General features: G+C 57.3%; 16 protein-coding genes and 1 tRNA gene. 14 read left to right on the plus strand and 3 right to left on the minus strand.

Going from position 1 to position 17690, the window contains the following annotated elements; all coding sequences use genetic code 11:
• Positions 1 to 18: 18 nt before the first annotated feature.
• Positions 19 to 714, minus strand: a complete 696-nt coding sequence (locus BLS57_RS13235; protein WP_093743081.1) for a CDP-alcohol phosphatidyltransferase family protein — start codon at positions 712 to 714, stop codon at positions 19 to 21.
• A 269-nt stretch (positions 715 to 983) separates the two neighbouring features.
• On the opposite strand from BLS57_RS13235, the gene rpmB reads away from it, so the two are divergent.
• Entirely contained in the window at positions 984 to 1283 is a 300-nt protein-coding gene (rpmB, locus tag BLS57_RS13240; protein WP_093743082.1) for a 50S ribosomal protein L28, read from the plus strand.
• A 201-nt stretch (positions 1284 to 1484) separates the two neighbouring features.
• On the plus strand, positions 1485 to 2672 hold the full coding sequence (locus BLS57_RS13245) for a GAF domain-containing sensor histidine kinase (protein WP_093743084.1): 1188 nt from the start codon (positions 1485 to 1487) through the stop codon (positions 2670 to 2672).
• A gap of 11 nt (positions 2673 to 2683) precedes the next feature.
• On the opposite strand, the gene BLS57_RS13250 is transcribed toward BLS57_RS13245, so the two are convergent.
• Complete coding sequence (locus tag BLS57_RS13250) at positions 2684 to 3388, minus strand: NAD-dependent deacylase (RefSeq protein ID WP_093743086.1); 705 nt, start codon at positions 3386 to 3388, stop codon at positions 2684 to 2686.
• A 6-nt stretch (positions 3389 to 3394) separates the two neighbouring features.
• Positions 3395 to 4378 carry a LysR family transcriptional regulator gene (locus tag BLS57_RS13255; protein WP_093743088.1) on the minus strand — a complete coding sequence of 328 codons (984 nt, stop codon included), beginning with the start codon at positions 4376 to 4378 and terminating at the stop codon, positions 3395 to 3397.
• Positions 4379 to 4562: 184 nt separating this feature from the next.
• Here BLS57_RS13255 and BLS57_RS13260 point away from each other — a divergent pair, with 184 nt between their 5' ends.
• From BLS57_RS13260 to BLS57_RS13315, 12 genes are all read left to right on the plus strand, one after another.
• Positions 4563 to 5438 (plus strand): carbon-nitrogen hydrolase family protein, encoded by an 876-nt coding sequence (locus BLS57_RS13260; RefSeq protein WP_093743090.1) that lies wholly within the window; start codon positions 4563 to 4565, stop codon positions 5436 to 5438.
• Between the two features lie 81 nt (positions 5439 to 5519).
• Complete coding sequence (gene infA, locus BLS57_RS13265) at positions 5520 to 5738, plus strand: translation initiation factor IF-1 (protein ID WP_005978431.1); 219 nt, start codon at positions 5520 to 5522, stop codon at positions 5736 to 5738.
• A gap of 89 nt (positions 5739 to 5827) precedes the next feature.
• Entirely contained in the window at positions 5828 to 6406 is a 579-nt protein-coding gene (locus BLS57_RS13270) for a Maf family protein (protein WP_093743092.1), read from the plus strand.
• The gene (locus tag BLS57_RS13275; RefSeq protein WP_093743094.1) at positions 6403 to 7437 is read left to right on the plus strand and encodes a ribonuclease E/G; all 1035 of its coding nucleotides are present in this window, start codon (positions 6403 to 6405) and stop codon (positions 7435 to 7437) included. The genes BLS57_RS13270 and BLS57_RS13275 overlap by 4 nt, the downstream gene beginning before the upstream one ends.
• The gene (locus BLS57_RS13280; RefSeq protein WP_093743096.1) at positions 7434 to 7625 is read left to right on the plus strand and encodes a DNA gyrase inhibitor YacG; all 192 of its coding nucleotides are present in this window, start codon (positions 7434 to 7436) and stop codon (positions 7623 to 7625) included. Before BLS57_RS13275 ends, BLS57_RS13280 begins: the two co-directional genes overlap by 4 nt.
• 115 nt (positions 7626 to 7740) lie before the next feature.
• Positions 7741 to 7815 (plus strand) — tRNA-Phe (locus tag BLS57_RS13285).
• Between the two features lie 207 nt (positions 7816 to 8022).
• A complete protein-coding gene (locus tag BLS57_RS13290) occupies positions 8023 to 8214 on the plus strand; it encodes a helix-turn-helix transcriptional regulator (RefSeq protein WP_093743160.1) in 192 nt (63 codons plus the stop codon).
• Between the two features lie 561 nt (positions 8215 to 8775).
• Positions 8776 to 10380, plus strand: a complete 1605-nt coding sequence (locus BLS57_RS13295) for a DNA cytosine methyltransferase (protein ID WP_208597573.1) — start codon at positions 8776 to 8778, stop codon at positions 10378 to 10380.
• The gene (locus BLS57_RS13300; RefSeq protein ID WP_093743098.1) at positions 10377 to 11855 is read left to right on the plus strand and encodes an ATP-binding protein; all 1479 of its coding nucleotides are present in this window, start codon (positions 10377 to 10379) and stop codon (positions 11853 to 11855) included. Before BLS57_RS13295 ends, BLS57_RS13300 begins: the two co-directional genes overlap by 4 nt.
• 1 nt (position 11856) lies before the next feature.
• Complete coding sequence (locus BLS57_RS13305; protein WP_167356432.1) at positions 11857 to 14559, plus strand: Z1 domain-containing protein; 2703 nt, start codon at positions 11857 to 11859, stop codon at positions 14557 to 14559.
• Positions 14549 to 15553, plus strand: a complete 1005-nt coding sequence (locus BLS57_RS13310; RefSeq protein WP_167356433.1) for a PD-(D/E)XK motif protein — start codon at positions 14549 to 14551, stop codon at positions 15551 to 15553. The genes BLS57_RS13305 and BLS57_RS13310 overlap by 11 nt, the downstream gene beginning before the upstream one ends.
• Positions 15546 to 17618, plus strand: coding sequence for an AIPR family protein (locus BLS57_RS13315; protein WP_093743103.1), 2073 nt, complete (start codon positions 15546 to 15548; stop codon positions 17616 to 17618). Before BLS57_RS13310 ends, BLS57_RS13315 begins: the two co-directional genes overlap by 8 nt.
• Positions 17619 to 17690 lie beyond the last annotated feature (72 nt).

Consider the following 17690-nt stretch of genomic DNA (forward strand, 5'->3'; position numbering starts at 1 on the left):
GTCAAGGCAAATCTCGCCTCAGGCGTCCTTGGACGGGATCACCTGCTGCGCGGCCCCGGCAAAGACCAGATAGACGGACGTGACGACCAGCCCCCAATGCGCCCAGCTTTCGGGGTCAAAGTTCACCCAAGCCGACCAGCCTGCGAAGAAGGTCCAGGCCAGCGCCATTGGCAGGGTCAGCGGGCGCCAGCGCTCGGTCCGCACGGGGTGCACAAATTTGATCGGGGCGAACATGCTAATGGCAAGGATCGTCACCAGAATCAGGCTGATCCACCATTCGGGCTGGAGCGCGAAAAGCACCAGTACGAGCATGTTCCAACAGCCCGGAAAGCCTTTGAAGGAGTTGTCCTTGGTCTTCATCCGGGTATCGGAGAAATACATGACGCTGGCAAAGGTAATGATGATGATCATCGCCCAGCCGCTCCAACCGTCCATCAGGCCAGAGGTGAACAGCGCAAAGGCCGGGATAAAGACGTAAGTGAGATAGTCGATGATCAGATCCATCAGCACGCCGTCGAACTCGGGCGCATTGGTCTTCACATCGTATTTGCGCGCCAGAGGCCCGTCGATGCCATCGACGAAAAAGGCGATCACCAGCCAGAGGAACATGAGGTCCCATTTCTCCTCCACGGCGGCGAGCATGGCGAGCATGGCCAGCACAGCACCGGTGGCGGTGAAAAGGTGAACGAAAAGGGCGCGCATCTGTAATGTCATGGGTCTGCATCGCAAATCCTCAGACGGGATGCAAAGAAAACCCGGTGACAACCGGCAAAATCCAGCGTAGCGCCGGGGCGGAGCGGGCCAGATGGCTTGACCCAAGGGCAGGGCGCGCAGGAAAAGCGCCCATGTTTGGTGGTTCGGGTTGACGGCTGCCGCGATTCCCCCTAAAGCCAGCGGACCAATTCAGGGTCGGCTCTGCGCGGCCCCTATCGTATGTGTTTTGCCGGATCGCTGGCAGGCCACAACAGCAAAAGGATGAACCCATGTCGCGCCGTTGCGAATTGACCGGAAAAGGCCCGATGACGGGCAACAATGTAAGCCACGCCAACAACCGCACCCGTCGTCGGTTCTTGCCGAACCTCAACGACGTGTCGTTGCAGTCCGAAGCTCTGGGCCGCGCGTTCAAGCTGCGCATCTCTGCCGCAGCCCTGCGCAGCGTCGACCACCGCGGTGGTTTGGACAAGTTCCTGGCGAAAGCCAAAGACGTTGAGCTGTCCACCAACGCGCTGAAGATCAAAAAGGCGATTGCCAAGTCCAGCGCCACGGCTGACGTGCTGAGCTAAGGCTTGCTGCTTTGTAGATTGGGGCCTCGATCCGAAAGGATCGGGGCCTTTTTCGTTTCTGGGGTGGGCTACGCTTATGACGCGCGGATCGGCCAACAGAACATAACATTGACCCATCCCCTGCCGCGCTTATATTCGTTCTAACATGTGTCCATTCGGGCCGTCGTAATGTGAACAAAGCCCTTCTGAGCAGATCTCTCGATGCATGATTTCCAAGCCGATATTGACGCTATTGCGCGCAACAGAATGATTCCGACGCTATTGGAGACCGTGCTGCTTGCAACGGGCATGGGCTTTGCCGCCGTGGCGCGGGTAACGGAATCCCGCTGGGTGACCTGTCGGGCGGTCGATCAGATCTCCTTTGGCCTGACGCCGGGGGATGAGTTGGATGTCGAGAGCACGCTGTGCCATGAGGTCCGCCGATTTGACCAAGAGATCGTCATCGACGATGTGAATACCGACCCGGTTTACGTCAATCACCACTGCCCGGCGCAATATGGGTTTCGTGGCTATATCTCGATCCCGATCCGTCGGGCGGATGGGTCTTTCTTTGGCACGCTCTGCGCGATCGATCCCGAGCCGCGCAAGCTGAACAATGATCGGGTCTTGTCGATGTTTCGGCTCTTTGCCCAGATGATCGGCGAGGGGCTGGATGCGGATGAGGCGCTCTCGAAAAGCACCAGCGCGCTGCGCGACGAACGCAAGCGCAGCTATGTGCAGGAGCGCTTTATCGCGATACTGGCCCATGATCTGCGCAACCCCGTGCAGGCGCTGACTGCCGGGCTCAAGATGATGGAGCGGCGCGAGTTGGATGAACGCGCCAAGGAGGTCGTGGGCCTCATGCGCGGATCGGTCAAGCGTATGGGCATGCTGATCGAGAACCTGCTGGATCAGGCGCGCCAGCGCAGTGGCGGCGGAATCGTGGTTGAGCCAAGGCCGTCTGATGATCTGGCCATGGCGCTGGACCAGATTATCGAAGAATTTCAGGCAATCGCACCGAACCAGACCATCACCAAAGACATCGACTTGCCGGAGCCGGTGACCTGTGATGTGCCGAGGGTGGCACAGTTGCTGTCGAACCTTTTGGCAAACGCGAGCACCCATGGCGCTGCCGGGGCACCCATCAAAATGGATGCGCGGCTAAAGGAGGGGCGGTTCATCCTGTCGGTCGCCAATCAGGGCGAGAAGATACCGGACGCGCTGATGCCGACCCTGTTCATGCCCTTCGAGCGGGTGAGCGATCACCCCAGTCGCGAAGGTTTGGGTCTGGGGCTGTTCATCGCCTCCGAGATTGCCGCAGGGCATGGGGGGACGCTGACGGCAGCGTCAGATGACACGGAAACGGTCTTTACCTTGGACATGCCGAATGGGCAGGCGGAGGCGCAATAGGGCGCGGCTGCCTATGCGCTTTTGTTGTCCTTTAACACTTCATCAACCCATGCCGGCACCGTCTGCGTGGCGGGGCCGACGCGGTGTTCGGCAAACTGGTTGCCCACGGCGGAACGCTCTAGGTTAAACTCCAGCGTCTGCGCCCCGGCGCGGCGGGCTTCGGCGACGAAACCAGCGGCGGGATAGACATTGCCCGAGGTTCCGATCGCGGCAAAGACATCAGCCTCGGCCAGATGCTCGAAAAGCGCGTCCATGTCATAGGGCATCTCGCCGAACCAGACGATGTCGGGCCGCGCGGCGGGGGCATTGCAGGCCGGGCAGGGGTCACCGGGGGCCATGACCATGGGCGCAGGCCAGCGGTGATCGCAGGCAGCACAGAGCGCACCTTTGAGGCTGCCGTGCATATGCATGACGTTCTGTGATCCGCCCTGTTCATGCAGGTCATCAACGTTTTGGGTGATCACCACCACCTCGCCGTCCAACTCGGCCTCCAGCCTTGCCAGTGCCCGGTGCGCGGCATTGGGCGAAACCTCTGCCGCCTGCGCGCGGCGGGCGTTGTAGAAATCGACCACCAGTTTGGGGTTGCGGGCAAAGGCTTCGGGCGTGGCTACGTCTTCGACACGGTGCTGCGCCCAGAGGCCGTCGGAGGCGCGGAAGGTCTCTAGCCCACTTTCCGCGGAGATACCTGCGCCGGTGAGGATCACGATCTTGGTCATAGCTGATTATTCCCTGATCTGCGGTTGGTCTTCAAGCAGGTGAAACCCCTCCGCCAGCCAAGGCAGTTTCGCAATGGCCGGGGCGATCATATGGGTCTGCATCAATTGGCGCACGGTTTGCGCGATGTCGCGGGGCACTGGGCCGGACCATTCCGCCCCGGCGAAAAGCGAGATCGTCCGCGCAGGGCTCTGGGCGGGCAGGGGGTGCGCCGACAGGCGGTCATGGAACCGTGCGGCGCGCATGTAGCCCAAGGGGGTGGTGATCGTCCAGCCGATGCCCCTGGCCACCATCGCCATTAGCGCGAGATGGCTACCGATCTCAAAGCGGGCGGGCAGTTGGTGGCTTTGCTGGGCGAGGTAGCTTTCGATTTGTCGCGCGATCAACTGGTCTTCGGCATAGCGCAGGAAGGGCAGCTCAGTCGCATTGGCAAGCAACGCGGTAGCGTCTTCAGGCGTATCGGCCGGGGTCAGGATGATGAAGGGGTCGCGGGCCAGGGGGTGTTCCAGCACGGAGTCCAGCTTTGTGTCGATCTGGGCCGACAATGCCATATGCAAGGTCTTGTCGCGCAGCGCTTGGGCCAACTCATTGCTGCCTGCGGTGATCATGCGAAAGCGGCAACCCGTCAAGCTGTCGCCCAGAATGGTGGCGAGGCGCGGGGTCAGGTCATCGTCGAAATCGTCAATCACCCCGAGGTTCAGCGCATCGAGATGTGCAAGATCCATGATTGTGACCTCGCTTTGCGCTTGCCGCAGTTCCGACAGGGCCGAGCCAGCGCGGCGCAGAAACATCTGCCCGGCTTGCGTCAGCCGCATGGGGCGGCGGGTGTGATCGACCAGTTCCGCCCCGATGGCCGCCTCCAAATTGCGCATCTGTTGGCTCACGGCCGGTTGGCTGAGCCCGGTGGCCTGTGCCGCCTGCGCGACAGAGCCTGTGCGCGCCAAAGCCTCAAAGACTTCGATGCCTCGCAAGGTGATGCCTTTGTTCAGCATTCGCTCTCCATTCCTTTCAGGTTTTGTGAAACCGCATAGCCACGCGGTCAAGCAATTGCCGCGTATTTGAGCGCGTCGTATTCTGTTTTTTGGAAGTCGCCGGGAAAGATGGCTTCGCAGCACAATGCTCTTGAAGCCCCCTGCAAAGCCTCGCAGACTGCTGCGAAACAGCCCGGAGACCCCCATGAAAATCGCCACCGCCGCCTATCCGCTCGACGTTCTGACCTCTTGGGCCCAATACGAAGATAAGCTGGCCCATTGGGTGGCGGAAGCGGCGGTGCAGGGGGCGGAACTGCTGGTCTTCCCGGAGTATGGCGCGATGGAATTGGCCACGCTCGACGGCGCGGATGTGGCGGGGGATTTGGAAAAGTCGTTATATTCGGTTTCCGAAAAGCTGGAAGAGGCGGATCGGTTGCATCTGAAACTGGCGGCAGAGCATGACGTGCACATCGTCGCAGCATCTGGCCCCGCGGTCACCGACAGCCGCCCGGTGAACCGCGCCCGGCTGATCACGCCCTCGGGGCAGATCGGAGTGCAGGACAAGCAAATCATGACCCGGTTTGAGCGCGAGGAATGGTGCGTTATTGGCGGCAACGCCTTGCAGGTCTTTGACACGACCTTAGGCAAGATCGGCATTCTGATCTGCTACGACAGTGAGTTTCCACTTTTGGGCCGGGCCTTGGCCGAATGCGACGTGATCTGCGTGCCAAGCGTGACCGAAACGCTTGCGGGGTACTGGCGTGTGCGCATCGGTTCCATGGCCCGTGCGCTTGAGAATCAGTGCATCACGGCGATGTCTTCGGTGGTCGGCGCGGCGGATTGGTCGGAGGCTTTGGGCCAGTCCTTTGGTGCAGGCGGCATTTTCTGCCCACCCGACCGGGGCTTTCCCCCTACCGGTGTGTTGGGGGTGAGAGAGGTTAACGCCCCCGGTTGGACCATTGCAGAGGCCGACTTAGCGCAGGTCGCAGAGGTGCGCGCGGATGGCGTTGTGCTGAACCGACGGGACTGGCAGGATCAGGTCGGACGCGATGGAAAGGCGATAAACGTCGCTTTGCGCTGAATCCCCCTTGAAAAAGCGGCAAAATGCGCCCATTTAGGCCTGCGCCCTCAGATTGGAGGGTTTTGTGCTCAAGGAGAGACCATGGCCAAGGAAGATACGCTCGAATTTCCCGGTGTCGTGAAGGAACTCCTGCCTAACGCGACGTTTCGGGTCGAGCTGGAAAACGGCCATGAGATCATCGCGCATACGGCAGGTAAGATGCGGAAAAACCGCATCCGTGTTCTGGCTGGCGACAAAGTTCAGGTGGAAATGACACCCTATGATTTGACCAAGGGTCGGATCAACTATCGCTTCAAGTAAGCGGCACCGCGTTCGCGCGATGCGCGGCGCAGGCGGGGCCGTGCGCGGCCCCCGCCGGGCCGCCGGCCTCATGCAAAGAGGCCCCTAAGATGCAATTCATTCTCGGATCAGGATCACCGCGCCGGTTGGAGCTGCTCGCGCAGATCGGCGTTGTGCCCGATGCCGTGCGCGCCCCCGACATCGACGAGACCCCGCACAAGGCGGAATTGCCGCGCCCCTATTGCGCCCGCATGGCGCGCGAAAAGGTGGCGGCGGTGCCTGCCGCGGCGGATGACATCGTGCTTTGTGCGGACACCACGGTTGCGATCGGGCGGCGGATCTTGGGCAAGCCTGAGGACGCGGCAGAGGCCGAGGCTTTCTTGCGGCTGATGTCGGGTCGGCGGCATAAAGTGGTGACCGCTGTTGCCGTGAAACGGGGCGAGAAGCTCTGGCAGCGTGATGTGCAAAGCACTGTAAAGATGAAGTCCCTCTCAGACATTGAAATTCGCCGCTACCTCGCCACCGGCGACTGGCGCGGCAAGGCGGGCGGCTATGGTATCCAAGGTCCCGCCGGGGCGTTGATTCCTTGGATCAGCGGCTCATTCACTGCGATTGTCGGCCTGCCACTGGCCGAAGCCGCAAACCTGCTGCAAGCAGCAGGCTACCCATTTGACGGAGGTGCCGCATGAAGGGCCGAACGATCATTCTCGACCACCTGAACGATGTCGAAGCCGCCGCACTGATGGTGGATGGCAAGCTTGATGATTTGCTGGTGGACAGCGATGCGCCTCGCGTTGGCACGGTTTACCGCGCCATTGCGGATCGCCCAGTGAAGGGGCAGGGAGGGATGTTCCTCAAGACCCCCGACGGCGCGGCCTTTCTGCGCCAGATCAAGGGACTGGCTCCCGGTCAGACGATCCTCGTGCAGGTCTCGGGCCATGCCGAGCCGGGCAAGGCGATACCGGTGACGAACAAGCTGCTGTTCAAGTCGCGTTATGCCATCGTAACACCCGATGCACCGGGGTTGAACATCTCGCGCTCGATCAAGGACGAAGGAGAACGTGACCGGCTGCTCGAAATCGCGCATGAGGCGGCGGGTGGGGCGGACCTCGGCCTGATCCTGCGGTCGTCCTGCGCCGGGGCCGATGGCGATGACATTGCGGAAGACATCGCCAATATGATGGCGTTGGCCGATACCGTAGCCAATGACAGCGCGAGCGAGATGGAAACCCTCTCCGAAGGCGACGGGCCCCATCTGCTGGCCTGGCGCGACTGGACCGCGCCTGCTGAGGTCGTGACCGACGCGGGCGGTTTTGCCGAGCACGGCGTGTTGGAAGAGCTCGACCGCCTCAACAATGCGGAGGTTCCCCTCGGCGGTGGAGCCTCGATCTTTGTCGAGCCCACCCGCGCGCTGGTTGCGGTGGACGTGAACACCGGCAATGACGCTTCTCTGGCTGCCGGGGTCAAAGCCAATATGGCCTGCGCCCGCGCCTTGCCCCGTGCATTGCGCCTGCGCGGGCTGGGCGGACAGATCACCCTCGATCTCGCACCCATGCCCAAAAAGGACCGCCGCACCTTTGAGACGGCCCTGCGCGCCGCCTTCCGCGCCGATGGCGTCGATACGACCCTCGTCGGGTGGACCCCCCTCGGCCACTATGAGCTTCAACGCAAACGCGCCCGCCCGGTACTTGCTGAGGTGCTGAACGGGGCTGGCCAGTGACCTGCCCGATCTGCAAAGCCGAGACCGTAAAAGCGCACCGTCCCTTCTGCTCGCGCCGCTGCGCCGATATCGATCTGGGCCGCTGGTTCAACGGCAGCTACGCCGTCCCCTCGCGCGATCCTGAGGACATTGAAGCGGCCCTCGACGCCGCCGAGGCAGCACAAGAGAACCCTGCAAAGCCCCATTAACGCAGAATAATCTGGGCTTCGGGAAAAGAAGTGAATTTCCCGGCAAAATGGGGCTGGACACCCCGCGCCACAGGTCCTAGAACCCGCTCACCCGACCTCGAAAGAGGTGACCCGTGCCCGGGTAGCTCAGGGGTAGAGCAGTGGATTGAAAATCCTCGTGTCGGTGGTTCGATTCCGCCCCCGGGCACCATTTAACTCTTTGATATACTGGCGTTATTTGTTCTGTAATCATGTGTCTTCCTTCTGGTTGTAGCATTGGGACAACACCGGGACTACAAGCCCGTTGATGTGCCAGAATGGCCGATTTTTGAGCGGTCTAAAGGTTTTTTAACCTTCCAATTTCTGTACTATGATAATCAACCCCAAATTATTTCAGTCACTACTTTGGAGACTGAATATGACACCTAACGAATATCAACATGACGTCCTTCTTGACCTGAAGGCGGTCTGCGAGATTCTCTGCCGCTCGAAAGCGAGCATATACCGGGATATCGCAGCCGAGAGATTTCCTCAGCAGATCAAAGTCGGTGGTTCGAGCCGCTGGCGCCGATCGGAGGTTCTGGCGTGTGTCGGGCTCACCAAGTCGTAGATGCGCTTACAGCAGCAGCTGGACGGTAAAGAGGAAAGAGTGACGCAGGCCGCAGTTTCCTCCGCGCCAAGCTCATGCTTCATTGATCGGCCACAGCATCTTGTTGTCTTGAGTTTCGGAGCGCAGCCATGAAGTCATTGTCTTCATGGTTCCTGCCGACCTCTTCTTCGAGAAGGCGTGCTCCCAAGCACACTCAAATCTCGTGTTGCTTGTTGATCTCTCTCAATATTCTTGTTGTACTTGTTCCCCTAAGACGCCGTCTATTTCGGAACCAACGCTTGGGCGCACTCGTGATGCCAATGCCATAACGGCCGGAAAGATGGCAGAACAGTTCCAGCGCAGGACGATGTCGGGGCGGCTTGAAAGTCTGAGCATGTCCCGCCGATCTTGGAATCCATCAGCATGGAGGCTTCGCTGGGCGATCAATTTAAGTTTTCCTGTCCCTACGGGGGGGTGGTGCGATCCTGCGGGATCGAATTTCCTTTGAAACGGTATCCATCAAGTCGACACTCGGTTTGCTATCCTATAACTTTACAAGAAAAATGGGGCGAGAAACGTGAAATGGAAGATGCCATCGGTATAGTCGATCTTTTTTCAGGGCCCGGAGGTCTCGGAGAGGGATTTAGCAGGGTGCAAAAGGCAGATGGCCGCCGCGCCTTTGAGATCGATCTCTCTATCGAAAAGGACCCCGTTGCACACCGAACTTTGACTTTGCGCTCCTTCCTGAGAAAATTCGACACGGCGTTTCCTGAAGAGTACATCGATTTCCTCAATAGTGGTGGCACTGATGAGCCGGATTGGGAGGCTCTTTATCCCAAGCAATGGCAAGCGGCAGTACATGAGACCTTGAATCTCACCCTTGGCGCAGACGGAACATCTGAGATTGTATCGGAACGAATTGCAGAGGTAAGGCGAAAGCGCGGTGATCGTGTAATCCTTATCGGCGGACCTCCTTGCCAAGCATATTCCCTCGCCGGCCGCGGTCGCAAGCCGAGCGATCTGGGATACGTAGCACATGCGGAGAACAGGCATCGCCTTTATGAGGAGTACATCGATGTCCTGCGCCAGCTTCGCCCTGCGGCCTTTGTAATGGAAAACGTCAAGGGGATGCTTTCCTCTTCGATCGAGAAGATGAAAGTCTTCGATCTCGTGACTAAAGACTTGGCCGGCGGCGGTGGCGCGGCAGAGTACATTTTGTTTCCCCTCTCCGACGAACCTTCGTTCGACGGCGAGGCATCGCCGCGCTCGTTTATCGTGCAGGCCGAGGATCATGGTGTGCCGCAAGCGCGTCATCGTGTCATCATCGTCGGGATCAGGCGGGACCTGTCGGATGTTAAAGGCGGCGTAACTCTTCCGCATCTGCCGGTTCAAACCCGACGTGCCACAGTTCGCAATGTACTTGAAAACATGCCGATCCTTCGGAGCGGCATCAGTGCGCGTGGCGGCAATCGCGACGGAACGAGCGAGTGGAAGAAAACAATAGCAGCGGCATCGGCGCTTATCTCCGGTGAGAGCTTGCCATTGACGGGGCGTTCCGGACGAGATTTTGAGATGGCAGTTAAATCGGTGAGTTCCCCCCGCAAGATAGTCCCTATGCTGCGGAAAGGCGCGATCGGCGGCACTGCCTTGCCGCGCGATTGCCCGGCTGAGCTTGCAACTTGGCTGTTCGATCCCCGATTGAGACGGCTCGTCCAGCATGAGACACGCGGCCATATGCCCGAAGATCTCGGACGCTACCTGTTCGCCGCTGCCTGGTCGCTTGCGACTGGAGTCTCACCTAAGGCCGGGGATTTTCCCAAAACACTGGCACCCGCCCACAAGAATTGGACGTCCGGCAAATTCAATGATCGTTTCAGGGTGCAGCCTTGGGACCGACCATCGTCGACTGTGACGTGCCATCTGTCGAAAGATGGGCACTACTTCATCCACCCTGACCCCGGTCAATGCCGAAGCATGACGGTCCGGGAAGCGGCACGACTCCAGACTTTCCCAGACAACTACTTCTTCAAGGGGAACAGGACAGAACAGTACATTCAAGTTGGAAACGCGGTGCCGCCCTTTCTGGCATGGAAAATAGCACGCGCAATGCTGCCGACGTTGCAATCATTACTCGCGCGGCCAAATGCAGCGATCGCAGGTGAGACAAGGACTGTTGCCCTGACATGACTAAGAAGGAGACTACAGATGAGGTTTCATACGAAACGATAGAACCTAATGCGGCCGCGCTAATCGAAAGTCTTCGCGATATTGGCTACACGCCGTCCACGGCCATTGCCGACATCGTCGACAATTCGCTCACGGCAGATGCCTCCAAGGTATCAATCCGCGTAAATGCCGATCCGCATGATGCTGCGGTCGCGATAATCGACGACGGGCATGGAATGTCTTCGGGCGAACTGTTCGAGGCGATGAGACCCGGAAGCCGCAATCCAACTGAGAGAAGATCGGAGAAAGACCTCGGCCGCTTCGGACTCGGGTTAAAGACCGCTTCGTTTTCACAGTGTCGCCGGCTCACTGTCGTGTCCAGTAAAAACGGCGTTCGGTCTATTGCGATCTGGGATTTGGATCTGGTTGTGAAGAGGAACAACTGGGTTGTCGAGCGCCGGAACACCGATGCAGGAATCCGCTACGCTGATATTCTCGGAGACAATGGTACACTGGTGTTGTGGGAAAAACTCGACAGGGCCGGACTTGAGCTTGGAGACCAGACATTGCTCAGGATTCTCGATGAGACTTCGAAACATCTGGAACTCGTTTTTCATCGATTTATGAAATCCGAGCAGGGGCATCGAGCTGTTTCCTTCGACGTCAACGGACACAAGCTCGAACCCAGTGATCCGTTCGCTGAATGGCATGATGCGACGATCCGCCAACCGGTGGACCGTCGACAGGTTGCCGGAGGCACAGTTGTAATTCAGTCTTTCATTCTTCCGCACCGCAATAAGGTGAGATCGGAGAATGAATGGAAGAAGATGGGCCTTTCCGAGGGACATATGCGATCCCAAGGTTTCTATCTATATCGCAACAGAAGGCTGATACGTCATGCAACTTGGTTCAGAATGGCTCCGCAGCACAGATTGACGCAGCTTGCGAGGGTTAAGATCGACATTGGAAACGAAAGCGACTCCGCGTGGAAAATCGATGTCCTGAAGGCGTCTGCTTCACCACCGCCTGCGCTGCGAAACCACCTGCGCCAGATGATCGAAGGACTCGGCGGCAGGTCAAAGCAGGTCTACCGCAAGCGAGGAGCTAAGCTGACCGATGAGAACCCGATCCCTCTGTGGCAACGCACCAAGGTCGACTCTACTGTAAAATATTCACTCAATCCAGAGCACCCATTCTTTTCAAAGTTCGAAGAAAACCTGACAGATGTTCAATCGCGCGACTTCCATGATCTTCTCCGACTTGTTTCAGCTGGATTGCCTCTGGAGGCGCTGCATCATGATATGGCGGATAGCTTTGAAGCGATACAGCAGGAGGCACTCGATGAGTCCGAAATTAAATCCAGCGGGAGAGTGCTGATCGATCGACTTCGGGAGATGGGTCATGATGATCGCGAGATTATCAAGTTGTTGGGCTCAATACCGCCTTATTCGGGAGCGAAGACTACCGTCAAGGCAATGATTGATGAGGGAAAGTGATATGAGCGTTCGCGCCGGAATGCCCGAATTGAAATTATTGGTCCAGTCATTTGCTTCCGGAGGTGTGAAGACCGAGCAGGAATTGCGCGACGCAATCAACCAGTATGTTCAGATGATCAATGCGGACGTGAGCGATGAAGAAATCGCCTCGTTGTTTGACGAGATGCGGAACCGGCATGGTGTTCGGATGGAATTTGGCGCTGCACTAATCGCTCCTGATTTCGAAGATTGGTTTGATGCTGCGCGTCGCCGATCTACCGATTGGTTCTATTGGGAACGGTACCGCGACTATCTCGCCGATTCTGGTTTCCCGGGGCCCGTACTGGAGGCCATGAACGAGAAGACCAATATGGTGATAAAGCTCTGTGGCGATCCGAAAGCGGATGCGCCATTTGATCGCCGCGGAATGGTCATGGGCGATGTGCAGGCCGGAAAGACGGGAAACTACACCGCACTGGTCAGCAAAGCAGCAGATGTCGGGTATCGCGTAATCATCATCATTGCCGGTATCCATGAAAACCTGCGTAGCCAGACGCAAAAGCGTGTCGATGAGGGATTGATCGGGCGCAACAGCGACATCTCCCCGACCGAGGTGGTGGCCGATGGCGGCCGTGTCGGTGTCGGTTGGTCTGATTTCTCCCGGCTGCCGCGGGCGCTTACCGGTCGGAAAGCAGATTTTCGCAAGGGCCAAGCCAGTATCGGATGGCGGTTAGACAGCGACAAGGAAGAACCGTTCGTATTCGTGATCAAGAAGAACGCGAGCATCCTCAAACATATTCTGGGGTGGTTGAAGTCCCTTAATCTCCACAAGGGGTCCGACCTGATCGACCTACCGATGATTCTGATCGATGATGAAGCAGACAACGCATCTATCAATGTCGCCAAGGGCGCAGGTGCCGTGTCGAAGATAAACGGGCAGATCAGGGATCTTTTGAATTTGTTCAAGAAGAGTTCATACGTTGCATTTACTGCAACGCCGTTCGCGAACATCTTCATCGACCCAGATGTCGAACACGAAGAGGCCGGTAAGGATCTCTTCCCTGAGCACTTCTTGATCTCGCTCGACCGGCCAGGCAATTATTACGGCGCGGAAAAGGTGTTCCTCAATCCCGAGCTGGAAGAGGACCGACCGACTCGGGACATCGAGGATAATGAGCCTCATCTGCCGCTGAAGATGCCGAAGGGTCATCAAGTCCTTGATCTTCCGGGGTCCCTCACGACGGCGATCAGGGCCTTCATCGTGAGCGGTGCAGTTCGTGACCTGCGCGGTCAGCGGGACAAACACCATTCGATGCTTATCAATGTCTCACATCTGACAGCGGTCCAGACACAGGTCGCAAACCTGATCCGGCATCACATGAACGATGTCGTCAAGCCCGCACTCAAGATGCACTGCGCACTCCCTCCGGACAAGGCGGAGCGGAATGATGAGATCGCAGCATGTCGAGACGTTTTCGAAACTGAATACGCCGACGGCGGAGAGAATTGGTCGGATGTATTGCCCTTGCTATACCGGGTCGCGGAGCGCGCTACAGTCTACGAAGTCAACAGCAAGTCAGGTGAAAAGCTTGTCTACCCCGATGTCATAGACGCTGAGAATGATCAGGTAACGGCCATCGCGGTAGGTGGATATTCACTCTCACGCGGCCTCACTCTCGAAGGACTAACAATCAGCTACTTCCTTCGCAATTCTAAGGCTTACGACACTTTGCTACAGATGGCGCGTTGGTTCGGTTACCGGCCTGGTTACGAAGATCTTTGCCGCGTTTGGATTAAGGAGGAGGCGCGGGAGTGGTATGCGCATATTGCTGCCGCATCCGAAGAATTGCGCCGAGATCTTCGTTATATGGCCGGTTCAGAGGCGACACCCCGCGATTTTGGATTGCGGGTTAGAACTCACGAAAAGGCGCTGGAAATTACTGCACGCAATAAAGCTGGAAGTGGCCACGAAGTGATCGTTGAGGTTGGCTTGGCACGGTCACGCATTGAGACGACTGTGATCCACGATAATGAGCCGGGTAATGAGGCGCAGCTTAATCGTGATGCTGCGTTAGAACTTTATAAGAAATTGTCGGTTCGGGCACCAACTATGCACGGCGCGTCGGAGATCTGGCACTCTGTCCCAGCCGAGTTGGTAAAGGATTACTTGGGCAGATTCATGAACCACAAAGATGCGGAACGCACACAAACCGAGCCCGTCATCCGCTATGTGGAAGACCGTCAAGATGAGAATCTTTCACATTGGGATGTTGTCTTCGTTGGCAGCACAGACAAGTCCGCTGCGGCATCAGAGTATCTACCAATTGATCTTCCTTTGCAGGAACGAACGTTTGCACTGAGAGAAAATGGAAAGGTCGTGGCAACGAGCCGCCGGTTCTCATCGCGAGGAGTTTGTCGGCTGGGAATGGATGACCAGTCCATTGACAGAGTGAAGGCAAACGCTGGCGGGGCGAAAAATATCGATGATACGGCTTATCTTGCCGAACGTCCGCGGCCAATTTTAGCCATTCATTTTCTTAAGCTGATTGACCGTGAAACAGGAAAGCTGATCGATGAGCCCCCTGTATCGGCGTGGACAATCGGTTTCCCTTCGTCCGCGCGGAAAAACCAGACAGTCAGTTACAGGGTCAATACAGTTTGGTGGCGACAAAACATGACCGACATTGACGAGGAAGTGGCGGAGGCGCTTGATCGTGAGGAATGAGGACCCATGGGAGGACATCGCGCCGTCGCTTGGCGGCGCAGGTCTTGTAGGGCATCTCGTGCTTGAAAGCCGGCCGCATGAGGTTTTCCGTGCTAAGGACGATCTTGGAAGGCGCTTGCTCTTTCTCGTTCACGACCCGGAGACGATGTCTCGTACCAGCTTGCCGAAAATGGCAGGTCTCCATGTTGAGGCGGATATCCGGAAGGGTGACGGAAAGGCAATGCTGAGCGTCCGCCTTGAAAATCAAGACGACGCCGACATTTTCGCTCAATTCTGCGACGACATCGTGATGACAGTCTCGAATGCGCCTGACGAGGTTTCCGCGGTTCAGGCATTCATCGGCAGGACTTGGAAGTGGCATGCATTGCTGAAAGGCGCTCGGAAAAAGACGCTCAGTCGCGAGGATCAGCTCGGCCTGATCGGTGAGTTGCATACGCTGTCGAAGAACATTAGTTCAATAAAAGGCATCGGAGCCGCGCTTGAGGCATGGCGCGGCTCGGAAAAGGCACCCAAGGATTTCGAGATGTCAGGTCTATGCATTGAATGCAAGACGCGTGGAGCATCCTCCAGGGCAAAGGTCAGGATCACTTCTGAACACCAGCTTGCAGATGTCATAGGCCATCGGCTCGTGCTCTTGGTGCATACGTTCGCCAATTCGGAGAATGATGAACCCGGATCGCAGAACCTCCACAGCACAGTTCATCATTTACGATCAGTACTCGGCCTGGACCGTCCCGACCGCATCCGTCAACTCGAGGAAAAGCTGGAGGAAGCCGGTTTCGACGACGAGCATGTCTACGACGTCAACGTTTCCCACCGCTCGACACAATTTTTTTTGGTTGAAGAGGGCTTTCCCAGGATCGTACCAAGTAGCTACTTAGATGGCCCCGTCGAGGTGTCCTACGACCTTCCTCTGGCGCAGATCGAACCCTTCCAGATAGGCGAGGACGAGCTCGTGGCGCTGCTACGGTACTCGGTTCAAAGATATGAGTGAAGTAAACGATTTTTCTGTGATGATGAGGGAGGATGTTCGGCTACTTTCGGAAGCCAACGGTCTCTCTATGGAGGAGGCCTTCTTTCAAAGAGTCAGCGACACGATAACCGGATCTGGCGAAGTCGATGCACTTGAGTATTTTCACCACCGTGGCGCAGTGCAATCGGGGATCAGGATAGACGGGTGGGCTGGCGATCCCCGAAAGACCAAGCAGCTGACCCTGTTCGTCATCGATTACGTCGACGACTCGGATTCGCCAACACTGACGGGCTCCGAGCTTAACTTGGCATTCAAACGTCCGCTACGGTTTCTCAAGGCAGCGCTTGACGAAGCGTGGCGCGATGCTTTGGAGGAGACATCCCCCGGCCACGAACTCGCGCAACTGATCGACCTTTACTGGGCCAGTGTCGGGCAGATCCGTCTTTTACTCATTACCGACAGAAAACTCAGTAGTCGCATCGACGGCAGGGAAATGACCGAATTCCGCGGTAAGCCGGTCAGCTACAGTGTTTGGGACATCACGCGTCTTGAGCGGATCGAGAGTTCCGCGATGGGGCGCGAGGATATCGTTGTAGAACTTGACGAACACGGCGGTGCAGTGCCGGTACTCACCGCGCACATGCCGGACTCACCTTTCGAAGCCTATCTGGCGGCATTGCCTGGTCCGACGCTCGCCTCAATCTATGACAGGTGGCAAGCACGTTTGCTGGAGCAGAACGTAAGAGTGTTCCTACAAGCGAGGGGTAATGTAAACAAAGGCATCAAAAAAACAATCGAGGAAGATCCCTCGATGTTCTTTGCATACAACAACGGCATCACCGCTACCGCGGAAGCAGTCGAGATCGGTGAGAGAGAGGGCGTTCAGGTCATGACCCGGCTGACAAATCTCCAGATCGTCAATGGAGGACAGACCAGCGCGTCAATTCACGCGGCGCTTCGAAATAAGACCGACCTGTCGAAGACCTTTGTTCAGATGAAGCTCTCCATTGTCGATGCCGAGCGCTCTGAGAAGATCGTACCGGACATATCCCGCTACGCCAACAGCCAGAACAAGATTGCTGCGGCTGACTTCTTTTCGAATCACCCGTTCCATGTGCGGATGGAGGAGATTTCCCGACGGATCTACGCCCCGGCAAAGGACGGTGCCTTCACTCAGAGCCGCTGGTTTTACGAGAGGGCACGGGGGCAGTACGCTGACCGGAGGTCTCGCCTAACCGTTGCGCAGAGAAAAAAATTCGATCTCGAGCACCCCCGGTCACAACTTTTCAGTAAGACGGACTTGGCGAAGGCTGAGATGACGTGGCGCATGCGACCAGAAATTGTCTGCCTCGGTGCCCAGAAAAATTTTGCGTATTTCGCGCATGCAATCGGCAAACAGTGGGACAAGGCAGACAAGTCTTTTTCAGAGGAGTGGTTCAAAGATGGTATCGGAAAGCTGATCATCTTCCGAAAGACCGAACGGATTGTCTCTGATGCCATCGGATCTTGGTATACGGGTGGATTGCGGGCACAAACGGTCTGCTATGCTATCGCAAAGCTGGTTCACGATGTCGGCGAAGTGGGGCAATCGATCGATCTTCGTAAATTATGGACCGACCAGTCAACACCGGAACCACTGATCGAAGTTCTGGACTGCTACGCCGAGGCTATGCATATGCACCTGCTATCGCCGCCCTCAGGTAGCAGTAACCCGAGTGAATGGGCAAAAAAGAAGCCCTGCGTCGATGCCGCGATGTCCATGGAATTAGACTTCATCGATCCTCTGCGACACTTACTCATCGACACCCAAGAGCAGAATACACGTAACCGGGAAGGCCGTCGCGATCAGAAACTCGTAGATGGGGTGAAGGCGCAAGCGGACGCAGCTACCTTCGGGGCATCGAATTGGAAAGTACTCGGCGATTGGATCAGAGTGTCCAAGATGCGGCTTACCCCGAGGGAGAGCGGAATTCTCGAAGCTGCAACAAGAGTTCATCTGAAGCCACTTTCTGAGGCTCAATCCGTAAAGGCCATGGCCGTGCTTAAGCGCGCGCGGAAAGAAGGCTTTGCCGTGGGGACAGCATAGGATCAGAAAGTGAAAATCTGTTTCCTTCGGGAAGTGTGACGATGATTGTCGGTTCGTTGTCGGTTGCAGGAA

Origin of the sequence: Sulfitobacter delicatus (assembly GCF_900102535.1) — a bacterium.
Lineage (GTDB): Bacteria > Pseudomonadota > Alphaproteobacteria > Rhodobacterales > Rhodobacteraceae > Sulfitobacter > Sulfitobacter delicatus.